The 14,043-nt window shown below is 53.4% G+C and carries 16 protein-coding genes; 8 read left to right on the top strand and 8 right to left on the bottom strand.

Annotation, left to right across the window (positions count from 1 at the left end; genetic code table 11):
* Nucleotides 1-5 precede the first annotated feature (5 nt).
* The 4 genes from accA (at nucleotide 6) to tilS (ending at nucleotide 5,061) form a co-directional block, all read left to right on the top strand.
* A complete protein-coding gene (gene accA, locus OGX81_RS00900) occupies nucleotides 6-965 on the top strand; it encodes an acetyl-CoA carboxylase carboxyl transferase subunit alpha (RefSeq protein ID WP_012133972.1) in 960 nt (319 codons plus the stop codon).
* A 129-nt stretch (nucleotides 966-1,094) separates the two neighbouring features.
* On the top strand, nucleotides 1,095-3,233 hold the full coding sequence (gene ldcC / locus OGX81_RS00895) for a lysine decarboxylase LdcC (RefSeq protein WP_104869059.1): 2,139 nt from the start codon (nucleotides 1,095-1,097) through the stop codon (nucleotides 3,231-3,233).
* Nucleotides 3,234-3,292: 59 nt separating this feature from the next.
* Entirely contained in the window at nucleotides 3,293-3,682 is a 390-nt protein-coding gene (locus OGX81_RS00890; protein ID WP_012133970.1) for a VOC family protein, read from the top strand.
* 62 nt (nucleotides 3,683-3,744) lie between these two features.
* Nucleotides 3,745-5,061: a tRNA lysidine(34) synthetase TilS gene (gene tilS, locus OGX81_RS00885; RefSeq protein WP_049007928.1), complete on the top strand. Its 1,317-nt coding sequence runs from the start codon at nucleotides 3,745-3,747 to the stop codon at nucleotides 5,059-5,061.
* An 83-nt stretch (nucleotides 5,062-5,144) separates the two neighbouring features.
* On the opposite strand, the gene rof is transcribed toward tilS, so the two are convergent.
* Together rof and OGX81_RS00875 are read right to left on the bottom strand one after the other, a co-directional pair.
* Nucleotides 5,145-5,405, bottom strand: coding sequence for a Rho-binding antiterminator (gene rof, locus OGX81_RS00880; protein ID WP_047458793.1), 261 nt, complete (start codon nucleotides 5,403-5,405; stop codon nucleotides 5,145-5,147).
* Nucleotides 5,392-5,592 (bottom strand): YaeP family protein, encoded by a 201-nt coding sequence (locus OGX81_RS00875; protein WP_012133967.1) that lies wholly within the window; start codon nucleotides 5,590-5,592, stop codon nucleotides 5,392-5,394. Before OGX81_RS00875 ends, rof begins: the two co-directional genes overlap by 14 nt.
* A gap of 199 nt (nucleotides 5,593-5,791) precedes the next feature.
* Between OGX81_RS00875 and OGX81_RS00870 the strand changes: the two genes are divergently transcribed.
* Genes OGX81_RS00870 through nlpE form a run of 3 tightly spaced genes read left to right on the top strand, consistent with a single transcriptional unit; the run spans nucleotide 5,792 to nucleotide 7,491 of the window.
* Entirely contained in the window at nucleotides 5,792-6,337 is a 546-nt protein-coding gene (locus OGX81_RS00870) for a YaeQ family protein (RefSeq protein ID WP_047458789.1), read from the top strand.
* Nucleotides 6,334-6,756, top strand: a complete 423-nt coding sequence (gene arfB, locus OGX81_RS00865) for an alternative ribosome rescue aminoacyl-tRNA hydrolase ArfB (RefSeq protein WP_012133965.1) — start codon at nucleotides 6,334-6,336, stop codon at nucleotides 6,754-6,756. Before OGX81_RS00870 ends, arfB begins: the two co-directional genes overlap by 4 nt.
* A 30-nt stretch (nucleotides 6,757-6,786) precedes the next feature.
* On the top strand, nucleotides 6,787-7,491 hold the full coding sequence (gene nlpE, locus OGX81_RS00860; protein WP_012133964.1) for an envelope stress response activation lipoprotein NlpE: 705 nt from the start codon (nucleotides 6,787-6,789) through the stop codon (nucleotides 7,489-7,491).
* A gap of 59 nt (nucleotides 7,492-7,550) precedes the next feature.
* Here the strand turns inward: nlpE and proS are convergent, their stop codons facing one another.
* The 6 genes from proS to metN form a co-directional block, all read right to left on the bottom strand.
* Nucleotides 7,551-9,269 carry a proline--tRNA ligase gene (gene proS, locus OGX81_RS00855; protein WP_012133963.1) on the bottom strand — a complete coding sequence of 573 codons (1,719 nt, stop codon included), beginning with the start codon at nucleotides 9,267-9,269 and terminating at the stop codon, nucleotides 7,551-7,553.
* A gap of 110 nt (nucleotides 9,270-9,379) precedes the next feature.
* Nucleotides 9,380-10,087 carry a tRNA (N6-threonylcarbamoyladenosine(37)-N6)-methyltransferase TrmO gene (gene tsaA / locus OGX81_RS00850; protein ID WP_104869058.1) on the bottom strand — a complete coding sequence of 236 codons (708 nt, stop codon included), beginning with the start codon at nucleotides 10,085-10,087 and terminating at the stop codon, nucleotides 9,380-9,382.
* On the bottom strand, nucleotides 10,084-10,488 hold the full coding sequence (gene rcsF, locus OGX81_RS00845; RefSeq protein WP_012133960.1) for an envelope stress sensor lipoprotein RcsF: 405 nt from the start codon (nucleotides 10,486-10,488) through the stop codon (nucleotides 10,084-10,086). Before rcsF ends, tsaA begins: the two co-directional genes overlap by 4 nt.
* Nucleotides 10,489-10,606: 118 nt before the next feature.
* Nucleotides 10,607-11,422 (bottom strand): methionine ABC transporter substrate-binding lipoprotein MetQ, encoded by an 816-nt coding sequence (metQ, locus tag OGX81_RS00840; RefSeq protein ID WP_012133959.1) that lies wholly within the window; start codon nucleotides 11,420-11,422, stop codon nucleotides 10,607-10,609.
* 39 nt (nucleotides 11,423-11,461) lie between these two features.
* On the bottom strand, nucleotides 11,462-12,115 hold the full coding sequence (locus OGX81_RS00835; RefSeq protein WP_012133958.1) for a methionine ABC transporter permease MetI: 654 nt from the start codon (nucleotides 12,113-12,115) through the stop codon (nucleotides 11,462-11,464).
* Nucleotides 12,108-13,139, bottom strand: coding sequence for a methionine ABC transporter ATP-binding protein MetN (gene metN / locus OGX81_RS00830; RefSeq protein WP_049008092.1), 1,032 nt, complete (start codon nucleotides 13,137-13,139; stop codon nucleotides 12,108-12,110). The genes OGX81_RS00835 and metN overlap by 8 nt, the downstream gene beginning before the upstream one ends.
* Before the next feature lie 189 nt (nucleotides 13,140-13,328).
* Between metN and gmhB the strand changes: the two genes are divergently transcribed.
* On the top strand, nucleotides 13,329-13,895 hold the full coding sequence (gene gmhB / locus OGX81_RS00825) for a D-glycero-beta-D-manno-heptose 1,7-bisphosphate 7-phosphatase (RefSeq protein ID WP_047458784.1): 567 nt from the start codon (nucleotides 13,329-13,331) through the stop codon (nucleotides 13,893-13,895).
* Nucleotides 13,896-14,043 lie beyond the last annotated feature (148 nt).

Below are 14,043 nucleotides of genomic sequence, written 5' to 3'. Positions count from 1 at the left end.
ATACTATGAGTCTGAATTTCCTTGATTTTGAACAGCCGATTGCAGAGCTGGAAGCGAAAATCGATTCTCTGACAGCGGTAAGCCGCCAGGACGAGAAACTGGATATTAATATCGATGAAGAAGTGCATCGTCTGCGTGAAAAAAGCGTAGAACTGACGCGCAAAATCTTTGCCGATCTTGGCGCATGGCAGGTTGCTCAACTGGCGCGCCATCCGCAACGTCCATACACCCTGGATTATGTTCGCCTGGCGTTTGATGAATTTGACGAACTGGCGGGCGATCGCGCCTATGCGGATGATAAAGCTATCGTCGGCGGCATCGCGCGTCTGGATGGTCGTCCAGTGATGATTATTGGTCATCAGAAAGGCCGTGAAACGAAAGAGAAAATCCGTCGTAACTTCGGCATGCCGGCACCTGAAGGGTATCGCAAAGCGCTGCGTCTGATGGAAATGGCTGAGCGTTTCAACATGCCGATCATTACCTTTATCGACACCCCTGGCGCTTACCCTGGCGTGGGCGCGGAAGAACGCGGTCAGTCTGAAGCGATCGCACGTAACCTGCGTGAAATGTCACGCCTGAGCGTACCGGTGATTTGTACCGTTATCGGCGAAGGGGGTTCCGGCGGCGCGCTGGCGATTGGCGTGGGCGATAAAGTGAATATGTTGCAGTACAGCACCTATTCCGTTATCTCCCCGGAAGGCTGTGCGTCCATTCTGTGGAAAAGCGCGGACAAAGCGCCGCTGGCTGCCGAAGCGATGGGTATTATTGCGCCGCGCCTGAAGGAGCTGAAGCTGATTGATTCTATCATTCAGGAACCGCTGGGTGGCGCGCACCGTAACCCGGAAGCGATGGCGGCTTCTCTGAAAGCGCAACTGCTGGCCGATCTCGCCGATCTCGACGTGTTGAGCAAAGACGATTTGAAAAACCGTCGTTATCAGCGCCTGATGAGCTACGGCTACGCGTAAACATCATCAATGCCTGATGGCGCTTGCGCTTATCGGACATGGAGTAAAAAGGGTCACATTTTGTGGCCCTTTTTTTTACCTGCGGTTTGACCAGGCTATGATTAGCTAAGGTTTTTCCAGGAGGAACGCATGAATATCATTGCCATCATGGGGCCGCATGGCGTTTTTTATAAAGACGAACCCATCAAGGAACTTGAGCTTGCCCTACAGTCGCAGGGGTTTCAGATTATCTGGCCGCAAAATAGCGTCGACCTGCTGAAATTCATTGAACACAATCCGCGAATCTGTGGCGTCATTTTTGACTGGGATGAGTACAGCCTCGATTTGTGTAGCGATATCAACCAGCTAAATGAATACCTGCCGTTGTATGCGTTTATCAATACGCATTCGACGATGGATGTCAGCGTGCATGATATGCGTATGGCACTGTGGTTTTTTGAATACGCGCTCGGCCAGTCAGAAGATATTGCAACCCGCATCCGCCAGTATACGAATGAATACCTTGATAACATCACGCCGCCGTTCACCCGGGCGCTGTTTACCTATGTGAAGGAAGGGAAGTATACCTTCTGTACGCCGGGGCATATGGCGGGAACGGCTTACCAGAAAAGCCCGATTGGCTGCCTGTTTTATGACTTCTTCGGGGGGAATACGCTAAAAGCGGATGTGTCTATTTCCGTGACCGAACTGGGGTCGCTGCTGGACCATACCGGGCCGCACCTGGAGGCGGAAGAGTATATTGCCCGCACCTTCGGCGCCGAGCAGAGTTATATGGTGACCAACGGCACCTCCACATCGAACAAAATTGTCGGCATGTACGCGGCGCCGTCGGGCAGCACGCTGCTGATTGACCGCAACTGCCATAAATCTCTCGCGCACCTGTTGATGATGAGCGATGTGGTGCCCCTCTGGCTGAAACCCACGCGCAACGCACTCGGTATTCTGGGGGGCATTCCTAAGCGTGAATTTACGCGTGAGAGTATTGAACATAAGGTTTCGGAAACGGCGCAGGCGCAGTGGCCGGTACATGCGGTTATCACCAACTCGACCTATGACGGCCTGCTGTACAACACCAACTGGATTAAACAAACGCTGGATGTCCCTTCGATCCATTTCGACTCGGCCTGGGTGCCCTATACCCATTTTCACCCGATTTATCAGGGGAAAAGCGGGATGAGCGGCGAGCGGGTGCCGGGAAAAGTCATCTTCGAAACGCAGTCGACGCATAAAATGCTGGCGGCGCTGTCTCAGGCATCGCTTATTCACATTAAAGGGGATTACGATGAAGATACCTTTAATGAAGCGTTTATGATGCACACCTCAACATCGCCAAGCTACCCCATCGTGGCGTCGATTGAGACGGCTGCGGCAATGCTGCGTGGCAATCCGGGTAAACGATTGATCAATCGCTCCGTGGAGCGGGCGCTTCATTTTCGCAAAGAGGTACAGCGGCTGCGCGAAGAGTCGGAAGGCTGGTTCTTTGATATCTGGCAACCGGAAGAGGTGGATGAAGCGGAATGCTGGCCCGTTGCGCCCGGCGAGGAGTGGCACGGTTTTACCGATGCGGATGCCGACCATATGTTTCTCGATCCGGTGAAAGTCACCATTTTGACGCCCGGTATGGATGAGCAGGGCAACATGAGCGAGGAGGGGATTCCCGCCGCGCTGGTGGCGAAGTTCCTTGATGAGCGTGGCGTGGTGGTAGAAAAAACCGGGCCTTATAACCTGCTGTTCCTGTTCAGTATTGGTATTGATAAAACCCGGGCGATGGGGTTGCTGCGCGGCCTGACGGAGTTTAAACGCGCTTACGATCTTAATCTGCGCATTAAAAATATGCTGCCGGATCTGTACGCCGAAGATCCAGATTTTTATCGTAATATGCGGATTCAGGATCTGGCGCAGGGTATCCATAAACTGATCCGCCAGCACGATCTTTCCGGGTTGATGTTACGGGCGTTCGACACATTGCCCGAAATGAAAATGACGCCGCATCAGGCCTGGCAGAGGCAGATAAAAGGCGAAGTGGAGACCATTGCGATTGATCAATTGGTGGGGCGTATTTCCGCCAGTATGGTGCTGCCGTATCCGCCTGGCGTGCCGTTGCTGATGCCGGGGGAGATGATCACCGAAGCGAGCCGTGCGGTACTCGATTTTCTGCTGATGCTGTGTTCCATCGGCCACCATTACCCTGGCTTTGAGACCGATATTCATGGCGCAAAACAGGATGAGGATGGCGTTTACCGAGTGAGAGTCTTAAAAACGGCATGATGGCTTGCCCTCGCGACGGCAAGGCGGGTAACGTGCTGATAACACATTAAGGAGACGCTATGCTGGGATTAAAACAGGTTCACCATATTGCGATTATCGCGACGGATTATGCGGCGAGCAAAACGTTTTATTGTGACGTACTGGGCTTCACGCTGTTGAGTGAAGCGTACCGGGAAGAACGTGATTCCTGGAAAGGCGACCTGGCGTTAAACGGGCAATATGTGATTGAGCTTTTTTCTTTTCCCTTCCCGCCTGCGCGACCGAGCCGACCGGAGGCCTGCGGTCTGCGGCATCTGGCGTTCAGCGTGGAAGACGTAGACAAAGCGGTAGCGCATCTGGAGGCGAACAACGTTAAATGCGAGCCGGTTCGCGTTGACCCGTTTACGAATAAACGTTTTACCTTTTTCAACGATCCAGACGGACTGCCGCTCGAACTGTATGAGCAGTAAAACTTGTCATCACGGTTTCTGCCCGGTAACGTGCCGGGCAGTGCCACAGTTAAGCAATGATCATGACAACACTCACCCTGAACGCCTCACTCCTGCCATACCGCCAGATTCTGGTGGCCTTTAGCGGCGGGCTGGATTCTACCGTACTGCTGCATCAACTGGTGCAATGGCGAGAACAGCAGCCTGATGTCACGCTGCGCGCCATCCATATTCATCATGGGTTAAGCTCTCATGCCGATAGCTGGGTGACGCATTGCGAGGCTGTGTGCCAGCAGTGGCAGGTGCCGCTGGTTGTCCGACGAGTGCAGCTTCAGGATGAGGGGTTGGGGATTGAGGCTCAGGCGCGCCAGGCGCGATACGCGGCCTTTGCGCAGGCGCTGCATCCCGGTGAAGTCCTGGTCACGGCCCAGCATCTTGACGATCAATGTGAAACGTTTTTGCTGGCGTTGAAGCGCGGCAGCGGCCCGGCGGGATTGTCCGCTATGGGGGAACGCTCGTCGTTTGCCGGAACGCAGCTGATCCGCCCGTTACTTGGGGAAACCCGTGCGGCGCTGGAGCAGTGGGCAAAACGCTATGCGCTGCGCTGGATTGAGGATGAAAGCAATCAGGATGATGCCTACGATCGTAATTTCCTGCGCCTTAGGGTGCTGCCGCTGCTGCAACAACGCTGGCCGCATTTTGCTGAAGCGACAGCCCGCAGCGCCGCGCTTTGCGCAGAACAGGAGCGCCTGCTGGATGAGCTTTTGGCAGAGGATTTAGCGGGCTGTATCACCGCTGATGGAGCATTGCAGTTAGCGCCGTTAATGGCGATGAGCGGCCCGCGACGTGCTGCGCTATTGCGCCGCTGGCTGGCCGCGAAGCATGCGCCGATGCCTTCCCGCGACGGGCTGGAACGTATCTGGCAGGAGGTGGCGCTGGCGCGTGAGGATGCCGCTCCCTGTTTGCGCTTTGGCGAGTACGACATTCGCCGTTATCAGTCACAACTATGGTGGATAAAATCCGTTACCGGCCAAAGCGCGACGGTGATCCCGTGGCCATCGTGGCAAACACCGTTATCGCTGCCCGTTGGACTTGGGACGGTGCGGCTCGTTCCAGGAGGCGACCTGCGCATGCCGCGTGCCGACGAGCCGGTTAGCATACGCTTTAAGGCATCTGGGTTACTGCATATTATCGGGCGTAATGGCGGGCGTAAGCTAAAGAAAATCTGGCAGGAGCTGGGCGTACCGCCCTGGCGGCGGGATACCACGCCGCTGCTGTTTTATGGCGAGACGTTGATTGCTGCCGCAGGTATTTTTGTTACCTGTGATGGTCTGGCGGAGGAGGGAGCAGGCGTCAGGCTGGAATGGAAGGAAGAGACGTCGTCATCACGTAATGCCTGATGGCGCTGCGCTTATCAGGCCTACGTATCGCATGGAAAGTAGGCCGGATAAGGTGCTTGCACCGCCATCCGGCAACAAAAGAATCAGGATTCGCTGACGATTACAGTACCGATTTTTGGATGACTGAAGCTGGTAATTTTGTCCAGACGCAGCTCGCGTGTTTCACCGGCGACATCCGCGATCAGATATTCCACGTTTTTGCGCGACACCAGATCGTTGGCTTTCGCCTGTAAAACTTCTCCATCCTTAAGTTCCAGCGTCAGTAACAGATGATGCTGGCAGGCGAGCTCAAGATTATCGTAATCATCGCAGTTGATGGGTTGATACGTTTCATTCATTGACATAATCGCTCACCAGTAAGTTCGCGGCAGCATATGCCGCCTTTTCCCTGACCGACTCTGAAAGGGCATCGTCTGCTGCCACTTCATTAAGCACTTTCAATACACAACCCAGCGCATCCGGGACATACCCTAAGTCTCCGCTGGCGATTTCCGCATACCGCTTGCGTATTAACTCACAATATTTTTCCACATGCCCTCCTGTCAGCACTCTGACTTAACCGTGGATGCAAGTCTAAGCCTACGAAGATAAACTCTGTTTAGCAAGGTGACTATAACATACCCATCCAGGCAATATCAGCAGGTTGACGGCGCAGGTATACGACATCCGTTAACAGCCTTTTGACGCAGATTTCGCTACAATGTGTCCCTGATTCGAAAGGAGTTCTCTCATGGCGCTTAAAGCGACGATTTATAAAGCCGTAGTCAATGTGGCGGATCTTGACCGCAACCAGTTTCTTGACGCGGCATTGACGCTGGCGCGTCACCCTTCTGAAACGCAGGAGCGCATGATGCTGCGCCTGCTGGCCTGGATTAAATATGCCGATGAGCGCCTACAGTTCACGCGTGGTCTGAGCGCAGAAGATGAGCCTGAGGCATGGCTGCGTAACGACCATCTGGGGATTGATTTATGGGTTGAGCTGGGGCTGCCGGATGAGCGCCGCATTAAGAAAGCCTGTACTCAGGCTGCGGAGGTTGCGCTGTTTGCCTATAATAGTCGTGCCGCGCAAATCTGGTGGCAGCAGAACCAGAGTAAATGCGCGCAGTACGCTAACCTGTCCGTGTGGTATCTGGATGATGAGCAACTGGCGAAACTGAGTGATTTTGCCGGCCGAACCATGACGTTGCAGGCAACGATTCAGGATGGCGCCATCTGGCTGTCAGATTCTCAGAATAATCTGGAAATTCATCTGACTGCATGGCAACAGCCTTCATGATTGTCATCTCCCGAAATGTCTCGATTCCCGACAATGAGCTGGAAATTACAGCCATTCGTGCGCAGGGAGCGGGTGGACAGCACGTTAATAAGACCTCAACGGCTATCCATTTGCGCTTTGACATTCGGGCCTCTGGCCTGCCAGAGTATTATAAGGAACGTTTGTTGGCTGCCAGCCATCATCTTATTAGCAGCGATGGCGTCATTATTATCAAGGCGCAGGAGTATCGCAGCCAGGAGCTCAACCGGGAGGCGGCTATCGCCCGGCTGGTGGCAGTCATCAAAGAATTAACCGCAGTGCAAAAAAGCCGACGGGCAACCCGCCCTACGCGCGCGTCGAAAGAACGCAGGTTGTCATCGAAGGCACAAAAATCCACAGTGAAGGCGCTTCGCGGTAGAGTTCGTCGTCCTCAGGAGTGACGAGCGGGGATAACATTTCATAAGGAATTTATGGTGAAAACAGCGATATTGTCAGTAGCGGCAGCATGCACGCTCTTTGCCTTGATTGGATGTAATAATCGTACTGAAGTGGAGGCGCTACAGCCGACGCAGACGGCAGAATTAAAACCGATGCAGCAAAGCTGGCGTGGCGTATTGCCTTGCGCAGACTGTGAAGGGATCGAAACCTCTTTGTTCCTGGAAAAAGATGGAACATGGGTGATGAATGAACGTTATCAGGGCGTTCGTGAAGAACCCTCTTCGTTTGCCTCGTATGGCACCTGGGCGCGTACAGCCGATAAACTGGTATTGACCGACAGCAAAGGCGAGAAGTCTTACTATCGTGCGAAAGGCGACGCTCTGGAAATGCTTGATCGTGAAGGTAATCCGATTGAGTCGCAGTTTAATTACACGCTTGAGTCGGTGTCTGCCAGTTTGCCCGTAACGCCAATGCCGGTGCGCGGCATGTATTTCTATATGGCGGATGCGGCGACCTTTACCGATTGCGCTACCGGGAAACGCATGCCGGTGGCGAACAATGCTCAGCTGGAACGTGATTATCTGGCGGCACGAGGCGCTGCGGAAAAACCGGTATTATTAACGGTGGAAGGTCACTTTACGCAGGAAGCCAACCCGGATACGGGCGCGCAGGTAAAAACGCTGGTGGCCGATAAAGAGATTAAATTCGTTCCTGGACAGGATTGTTCCAGCAAGTAATTGCGGTATCGACCCCGTCTGGACATTAAAAAACCCCGCTAATGCGGGGTTTTTTGTGTTTAGCCTTTGATGGCTTTCACCAGGAAATCGACGATCTCGCCAGTTTTAATCAACTGCTTCTCGCCGTTACGACGGTATTTGTATTCAATATCGTCGTTGTCCAGGTTACGGTCGCCCAGCACGATAGTGTGCGGGATGCCGATCAGTTCCATATCCGCGAACATGACGCCAGGACGCTCTTTACGGTCATCCATCAGCACTTCGATGCCTTGTGCGCGCAGTTCGCCGTACAGTTTTTCCGCCAGTTCCTGCACCCGGAAGGACTTGTGCATATTCATCGGCAGAATGGCAACCTGGAATGGCGCAATGGCGTCAGGCCATACGATACCGCGTTCGTCGTAGTTCTGCTCAATCGCCGCCGCCACCACGCGCGTTACCCCGATACCGTAGCAACCCATCGTCAGGATCTGGTTACGACCATCTTCACCCTGTACGGAGGCTTTCAGCGCTTCGGAATACTTGGTGCCCAGCTGGAAGATATGACCCACTTCGATGCCGCGTTTAATCAGCAGCGTGCCCTGGCCGTCCGGGCTTGGATCGCCTGCCACGACGTTACGGATATCGGCGACTTCTGGCGTCGCGACATCGCGATCCCAGTTGATGCCGAAGTAGTGCTTACCGTCGATGTTGGCGCCTGCCGCGAAATCGCTCATTACTGCAACGGTACGGTCGATCACCACCGGAACCGGCATATTTACCGGGCCGAGAGAACCCGGGCCGGCTTTCACCAGCGCACGAATCTCTTCTTCTGTGGCGAAGGTTAGCGGGCTGGCAACCTGCGGCAGTTTTTCCGCTTTCACTTCGTTCAGTTCGTGATCGCCACGTACCAGCAGAGCAACCAGCGGGTAGCTGCTTCCTTCAACCGCTTTCACCAGCAGCGTTTTGACGGTTTTCTCAATCGGCAGATTGAACTGCTCAACCAGCTCCGCGATGGTTTTCGCGTTTGGCGTATCAACCAGCGTCATCTCCTGGCTGGCAGCCGCGCGCGGCGCTTTCGGCGCAACGGCTTCGGCGAACTCAATGTTAGCCGCGTAGTCAGAAGAATCAGAGAAGATCACATCATCTTCACCGCTTTGCGCCAGTACCTGGAACTCGTGGGATGCGTTACCGCCGATAGACCCCGTGTCTGCCTGTACCGCGCGGAAATCCAGGCCCATACGGCTGAAGATTTTGCTGTAAGCGGCATACATCGCGTCGTAAGTTTCCTGTAGCGATTCCTGAGAGGTATGGAAAGAGTAGGCGTCTTTCATCAGGAACTCGCGGGAACGCATTACGCCGAAACGCGGACGTACTTCGTCACGGAATTTGGTCTGGATCTGGAAGAAGTTCAGCGGCAGCTGTTTGTAAGAGCTGAGTTCGTTACGAATCAGGTCGGTGATAACTTCTTCGTGAGTCGGGCCGAGTACGAACGGACGCTCGCCACGGTCAACAAAACGCAGCAGTTCCGGGCCGTACTGTTCCCAACGACCACTCTCTTGCCACAGGTCAGCAGGCTGAACCACTGGCATCGACACCTCAATGGCACCGGCGTTATTCATCTCTTCACGCACGATGTTTTCGACTTTTTTCAGGACGCGCAGGCCAGTCGGCAGCCAGGTATATAACCCGGAGGCGAGCTTGCGGATCATCCCGGCGCGCAGCATCAGCTGATGGCTGATAACCTCGGCGTCGGCAGGTGTCTCCTTCAGAGTGGAGAGCAGATATTGGCTAGTACGCATGTTGTTACGGTTCCAGTTGGACGATCGAACAGGCTCAACGCGAGCCTGACACAAAAAAAGTGATTTAGTTTACCAGCGAGAAAGGGATGTCAAAAGAGAAGGGCGTGAAATTAGCGGGGTTCCAGCGCAAAGACTTCAAAACCCTCTTCGGTGACGCGCCAGCGCACGTTGAAATCGTGCAGCCAGACGGCGTACGTTTTACCTGTCTCTTCACCTTTACGATAGGCGGGACGCGGATCTTGCGCCAGCACTTCGCCGATAAATGTTTTCAGTTGCGGGTAACGTTGTTCAAGCCGTGAAAGCTGTTGGTCAATGCTGGCCGTGAAGCTGACGTGCATCTCTGCCACAGGCGCCTGTTGCGCGTAGCTGGCCGTTGCGTCCGGTAATGACTCGGCAAACGGCAGGTAGGGTTTGATATCAATAACCGGCGTGCCATCAACCAGATCCAGACTGCCCAGCTTCAGGATGACTTTCTCTTTCTGACAGACAATCTCTTTCAATTCAACCAGCGACATGCCGACAGGGTTAGGGCGAAAGGTGGAGCGGGTCGCGAAGACGCCCATCCGGGCATTGCCGCCGAGACGGGGAGGGCGAACCGTCGGGCGCCATCCGCCCGCCATCGTCTGATGAAAGACGAAGATCACCCACAAATGGCTGAACGCTTCCAGACCGCGAACGGCATCGGCCTGATTATAGGGCGCAACAAGATGCAGTTCGCCGTCGGCGCTTTTTACCAGACCAGGCTGGCGCGGGACGGCGAACTTTTCTTTATAGGGGGAGCGAATAACGCCTATTTGCTCGAACTGAAAACTGCTCATTTAGCCGAGATGTTAAGGGCGGAACCGATGCAAACAGCCTGACGGTAGCAGCCTGGCGTTCCACTGGTGACTTCGCAGCTGTGCAGCAGTACAGCATTCGCCTTCATTTTAGAGGCGTTAATCTGCATGCGTTTACGTGCCGTCGGGATGCTCGGCGGGGAATCCTGATTAGATGCCTGGCAGGAGTCACCGCTGACTTCGCCAAGATCGCGGAACGGTTTACCCACTAACTCTTCGGCGTTGGTATAAATTCGGACCGGTGCGGCACGCGGCGCTTTCGGTTTTTCCGACTCCGCTTTTGGCGGGGTTGCGGTGCTTTGAACGGGTTCAACAGGGGATCTGCTTAGCATGGAACAACCGCCCAGCATGAGTGCCAATAAACAGATCGGTAAAGCACGCATAATATTTCCTCAATGAATGATCTAATCGTCAGATATTGAATCAGGAGCTTGCATAAATGACAAGACGGGCAAGCGCCCGTCCTGAATGATATTACAGATTGTGGAAACCGCCTAAAAATTACCAGCCTTTAACAGCACCGCCGTTGAAGACTTTATTCGCGGCTTCGTAGACTTCGTCAGACTGATAAGCCTGAACGAATTTCTTCACGTTCTCTGCGTCTTTATTGTCTTCACGCGTTACGATCAGGTTAACGTACGGGGAATCTTTATCTTCCACGAAGATACCGTCTTTTGCCGGCGTCAGGTCAATCTGGCTGGCGTAAGTGGTGTTAATCACGGCCAGGGCAATTTGCGCATCATCCAGAGAGCGCGGCAGTTGCGGTGCTTCCAGCTCAACAATTTTCAGGTTCTTCGGGTTTTCGGTCACGTCCAGAACGGTCGGCAGCAGGCCAACGCCATCTTTCAGTTTGATTAATCCTACTTTCTGCAACAGCAGCAGTGAACGACCAAGGTTAGTCGGATCGTTTGGTACGGCTACCTGAGAACCATCCTGTAGCTCATCAAGTGATTTGATTTTTTTGGAATAACCGGCAATCGGATAAACAAAGGTATTGCCAACGGCAACCAGCTTATAACCGCGATCTTTGATCTGCTGATCCAGGTACGGCTTGTGCTGGAAAGCGTTCGCGTCGATATCGCCTTTGCTTAACGCTTCGTTCGGTAATACGTAGTCGTTGAACGTCACCAGCTCAACATCCAGACCGTATTTTTCTTTCGCTACTTTTTGTGCGACTTCCGCAACCTGCTGTTCAGCGCCGACAATCACGCCCACTTTGATGTGGTTCGGATCTTTTTCATCCTGGCCGCAACCCACAAGTGCCAGAGAACCAATCAGGGCTCCCACTGCCGCAAAGGTTTTAAATTTGAACGCCATGCTTATTTCCTTAATGAGTCATTTGTGTTGTGTTTAATGTTACTTGTGCGTCACTGCCCGAACGATGCGATCGCCGGATAACTGAATTAAATAAACCAGAACGACCAGTAATACCAGCACCGTATTCATCACGGTAGCATTGTAGCCAATGTAACCATACTGATAGCCAATCTGACCGAGTCCGCCAGCGCCAACGGCGCCGCCCATAGCAGAGTAGCCCACCAGAGTGATCAGGGTAATGGTTGCGGCATTGACCAAACCCGGTAATGCTTCCGGCAGCAGCACCTTACGCACGATTTGTAGCGGCGTGGCCCCCATCGCACGGGAGGCTTCGATCAATCCGGTTGGGATTTCCAGCAATGCGTTTTCCACCATGCGGGCGATAAACGGCGCGGCGCCGACGGTTAACGGCACAATCGCCGCCTGCAAACCGATGGAGGTGCCGACAATCACACGGGTAAACGGAATCATCCATACCAGTAAGATAATGAACGGGATGGAACGGAAGATATTGACGACCGCAGAGAGTGTGCGGTAGAGCTTCGCGTTTTCAATAATTTGCCCTGGACGCGTAACGTACAGCAGTACGCCAACCGGCAGACCAATAACAAAACCAAAAAAGCCGGATACAAAAGTCATCGCCAGCGTTTCCCAGACGCCGCGCGCCAGTAACCACATCATCGCCTCAGACATAACCCAGTACCTCTACTTTCACATGGTGTTCCTGCAACCAGGCAATTGCGGCTTGCGTCTCTTCTTGCGTGCCGTGCATTTCCGTCAGCATAATGCCGAACTTCACGCCGCCTGCGTAATCCATCTGCGCGCTAATAATGTTGTTGTTCACATTGAAGCGGCGGGCCGTCTCAGACAGCAGCGGGGCGTCTACGGATTGTCCGGTAAATTCCATACGCAGCATGGGGACGCTGTCCGCATACGGCTCCGCTTTTAAACGTTCCAGATAATCTTCCGGGATATCCAGATGCAACGTGGACTGGATAAACTTCTGCGCCAGCGGCGTCTTTGGATGGGAGAACACTTCGCTGACCGTATCCTGCTCAATCAGTTCTCCGTTACTGATAACTGCGACACAATCGCAAATGCGCTTAACCACATCCATCTCATGAGTAATAAGAAGAATGGTCAGGCCAAGGCGACGGTTAATATCTTTCAGCAGTTCCAGAATCGAACGGGTCGTTGCCGGATCGAGTGCGCTGGTGGCCTCGTCGCACAGCAGGACTTTGGGATTGCTGGCTAATGCGCGAGCAATCGCCACACGCTGTTTCTGGCCGCCGGAAAGGTTGGCCGGGTAGCTGTCGTGCTTATCGCCGAGCCCTACCAGATCCAACAGCTCTGTGACGCGGCGTTTAATCTCGTCTTTCGGCGTATTGTCCAGTTCCAGCGGCAACGCCACGTTGCCAAAAACGGTACGTGAAGATAACAGGTTAAAATGCTGGAAAATCATGCCAATCTGGCGACGGGCTTTCGTCAACTCAGATTCAGAAAGGGTGGTCAGCTCCTGGCCGCCAACCAATACGCTCCCTTCCGTGGGACGTTCCAGCAGATTCACACAGCGAATGAGTGTGCTTTTACCGGCGCCGGAGGCACCAATAACGCCATAAATTTGTCCGGCAGGGACATGCAGGCTGACGTTGTTCAGCGCCTGAATGGTGCGAGTCCCCTGTTGGAACACTTTGGTGATATTCGAAAGTTTAATCATTGATTATTTATTATCGTAATTAAGTTAGCCGTGGCATTTTCTTCTGCCTGATACGGTCGAAGCCGTCAACAAAATGGATGTTAAGGCATCCAGACGTCTAAATCAATCAGGCTTTCGATGATGAGCACTTTCTTGCTCGCTGAAACATGCGATACTAACGGCACATGCCTTATTCAGGAGCTATAAAAGGTGGCAAAGTCCGTACCCGCAATTTTCCTCGACCGTGATGGCACTATTAATGTGGATCATGGTTACGTACATGAAATCGATGAGTTCGAGTTTATTGAAGGCGTCATTGACGCGATGCGTGAACTGAAAAAGATGGGCTTTGCGCTTGTCGTTGTTACCAACCAGTCTGGTATTGCGCGCGGTAAATTTACGGAAGCGCAGTTCGAGACGCTGACCGAATGGATGGACTGGTCGCTGGCGGACCGCGATGTCGATCTGGATGGCATCTATTATTGTCCGCATCATCCGCAGGGCAGCGTAGAAGAGTTCCGTCAGGCGTGTGATTGTCGTAAACCGCATCCCGGGATGCTTATCTCTGCGCGTGATTTTCTGCACATTGATATGGCCGCGTCTTATATGGTGGGTGACAAAATAGAAGATATGCAGGCGGCGGCAGCGGCAAATGTTGGTACGAAAGTATTGGTACGCACTGGTAAGCCCGTTACGCCCGAAGCAGAAAATGCGGCAGATTGGGTGTTAAATAGCCTTGCTGACCTGCCATCGGCGATAAGAAAGCAGCAAAAATAAGCGTTATGATTAAAAGATGAGCAGTTGAGATAAAAATGCATTTTTCCGCTTGTCTTCCTGAGACGACCCCCTATAATGCGCCTCCATCGACACGGCGGATGTGAATCACTTCACACAAACAGCCGGTTGATTAAAGAGAAAAATCCTG

The organism is Citrobacter sp. CK206, from assembly GCF_030333125.1.
GTDB classification, from domain to species: domain Bacteria; phylum Pseudomonadota; class Gammaproteobacteria; order Enterobacterales; family Enterobacteriaceae; genus Citrobacter_B; species Citrobacter_B koseri.
Note: the sequence above shows the minus strand (reverse complement) of the source record. Positions and strands in the feature narration are given on the sequence as shown.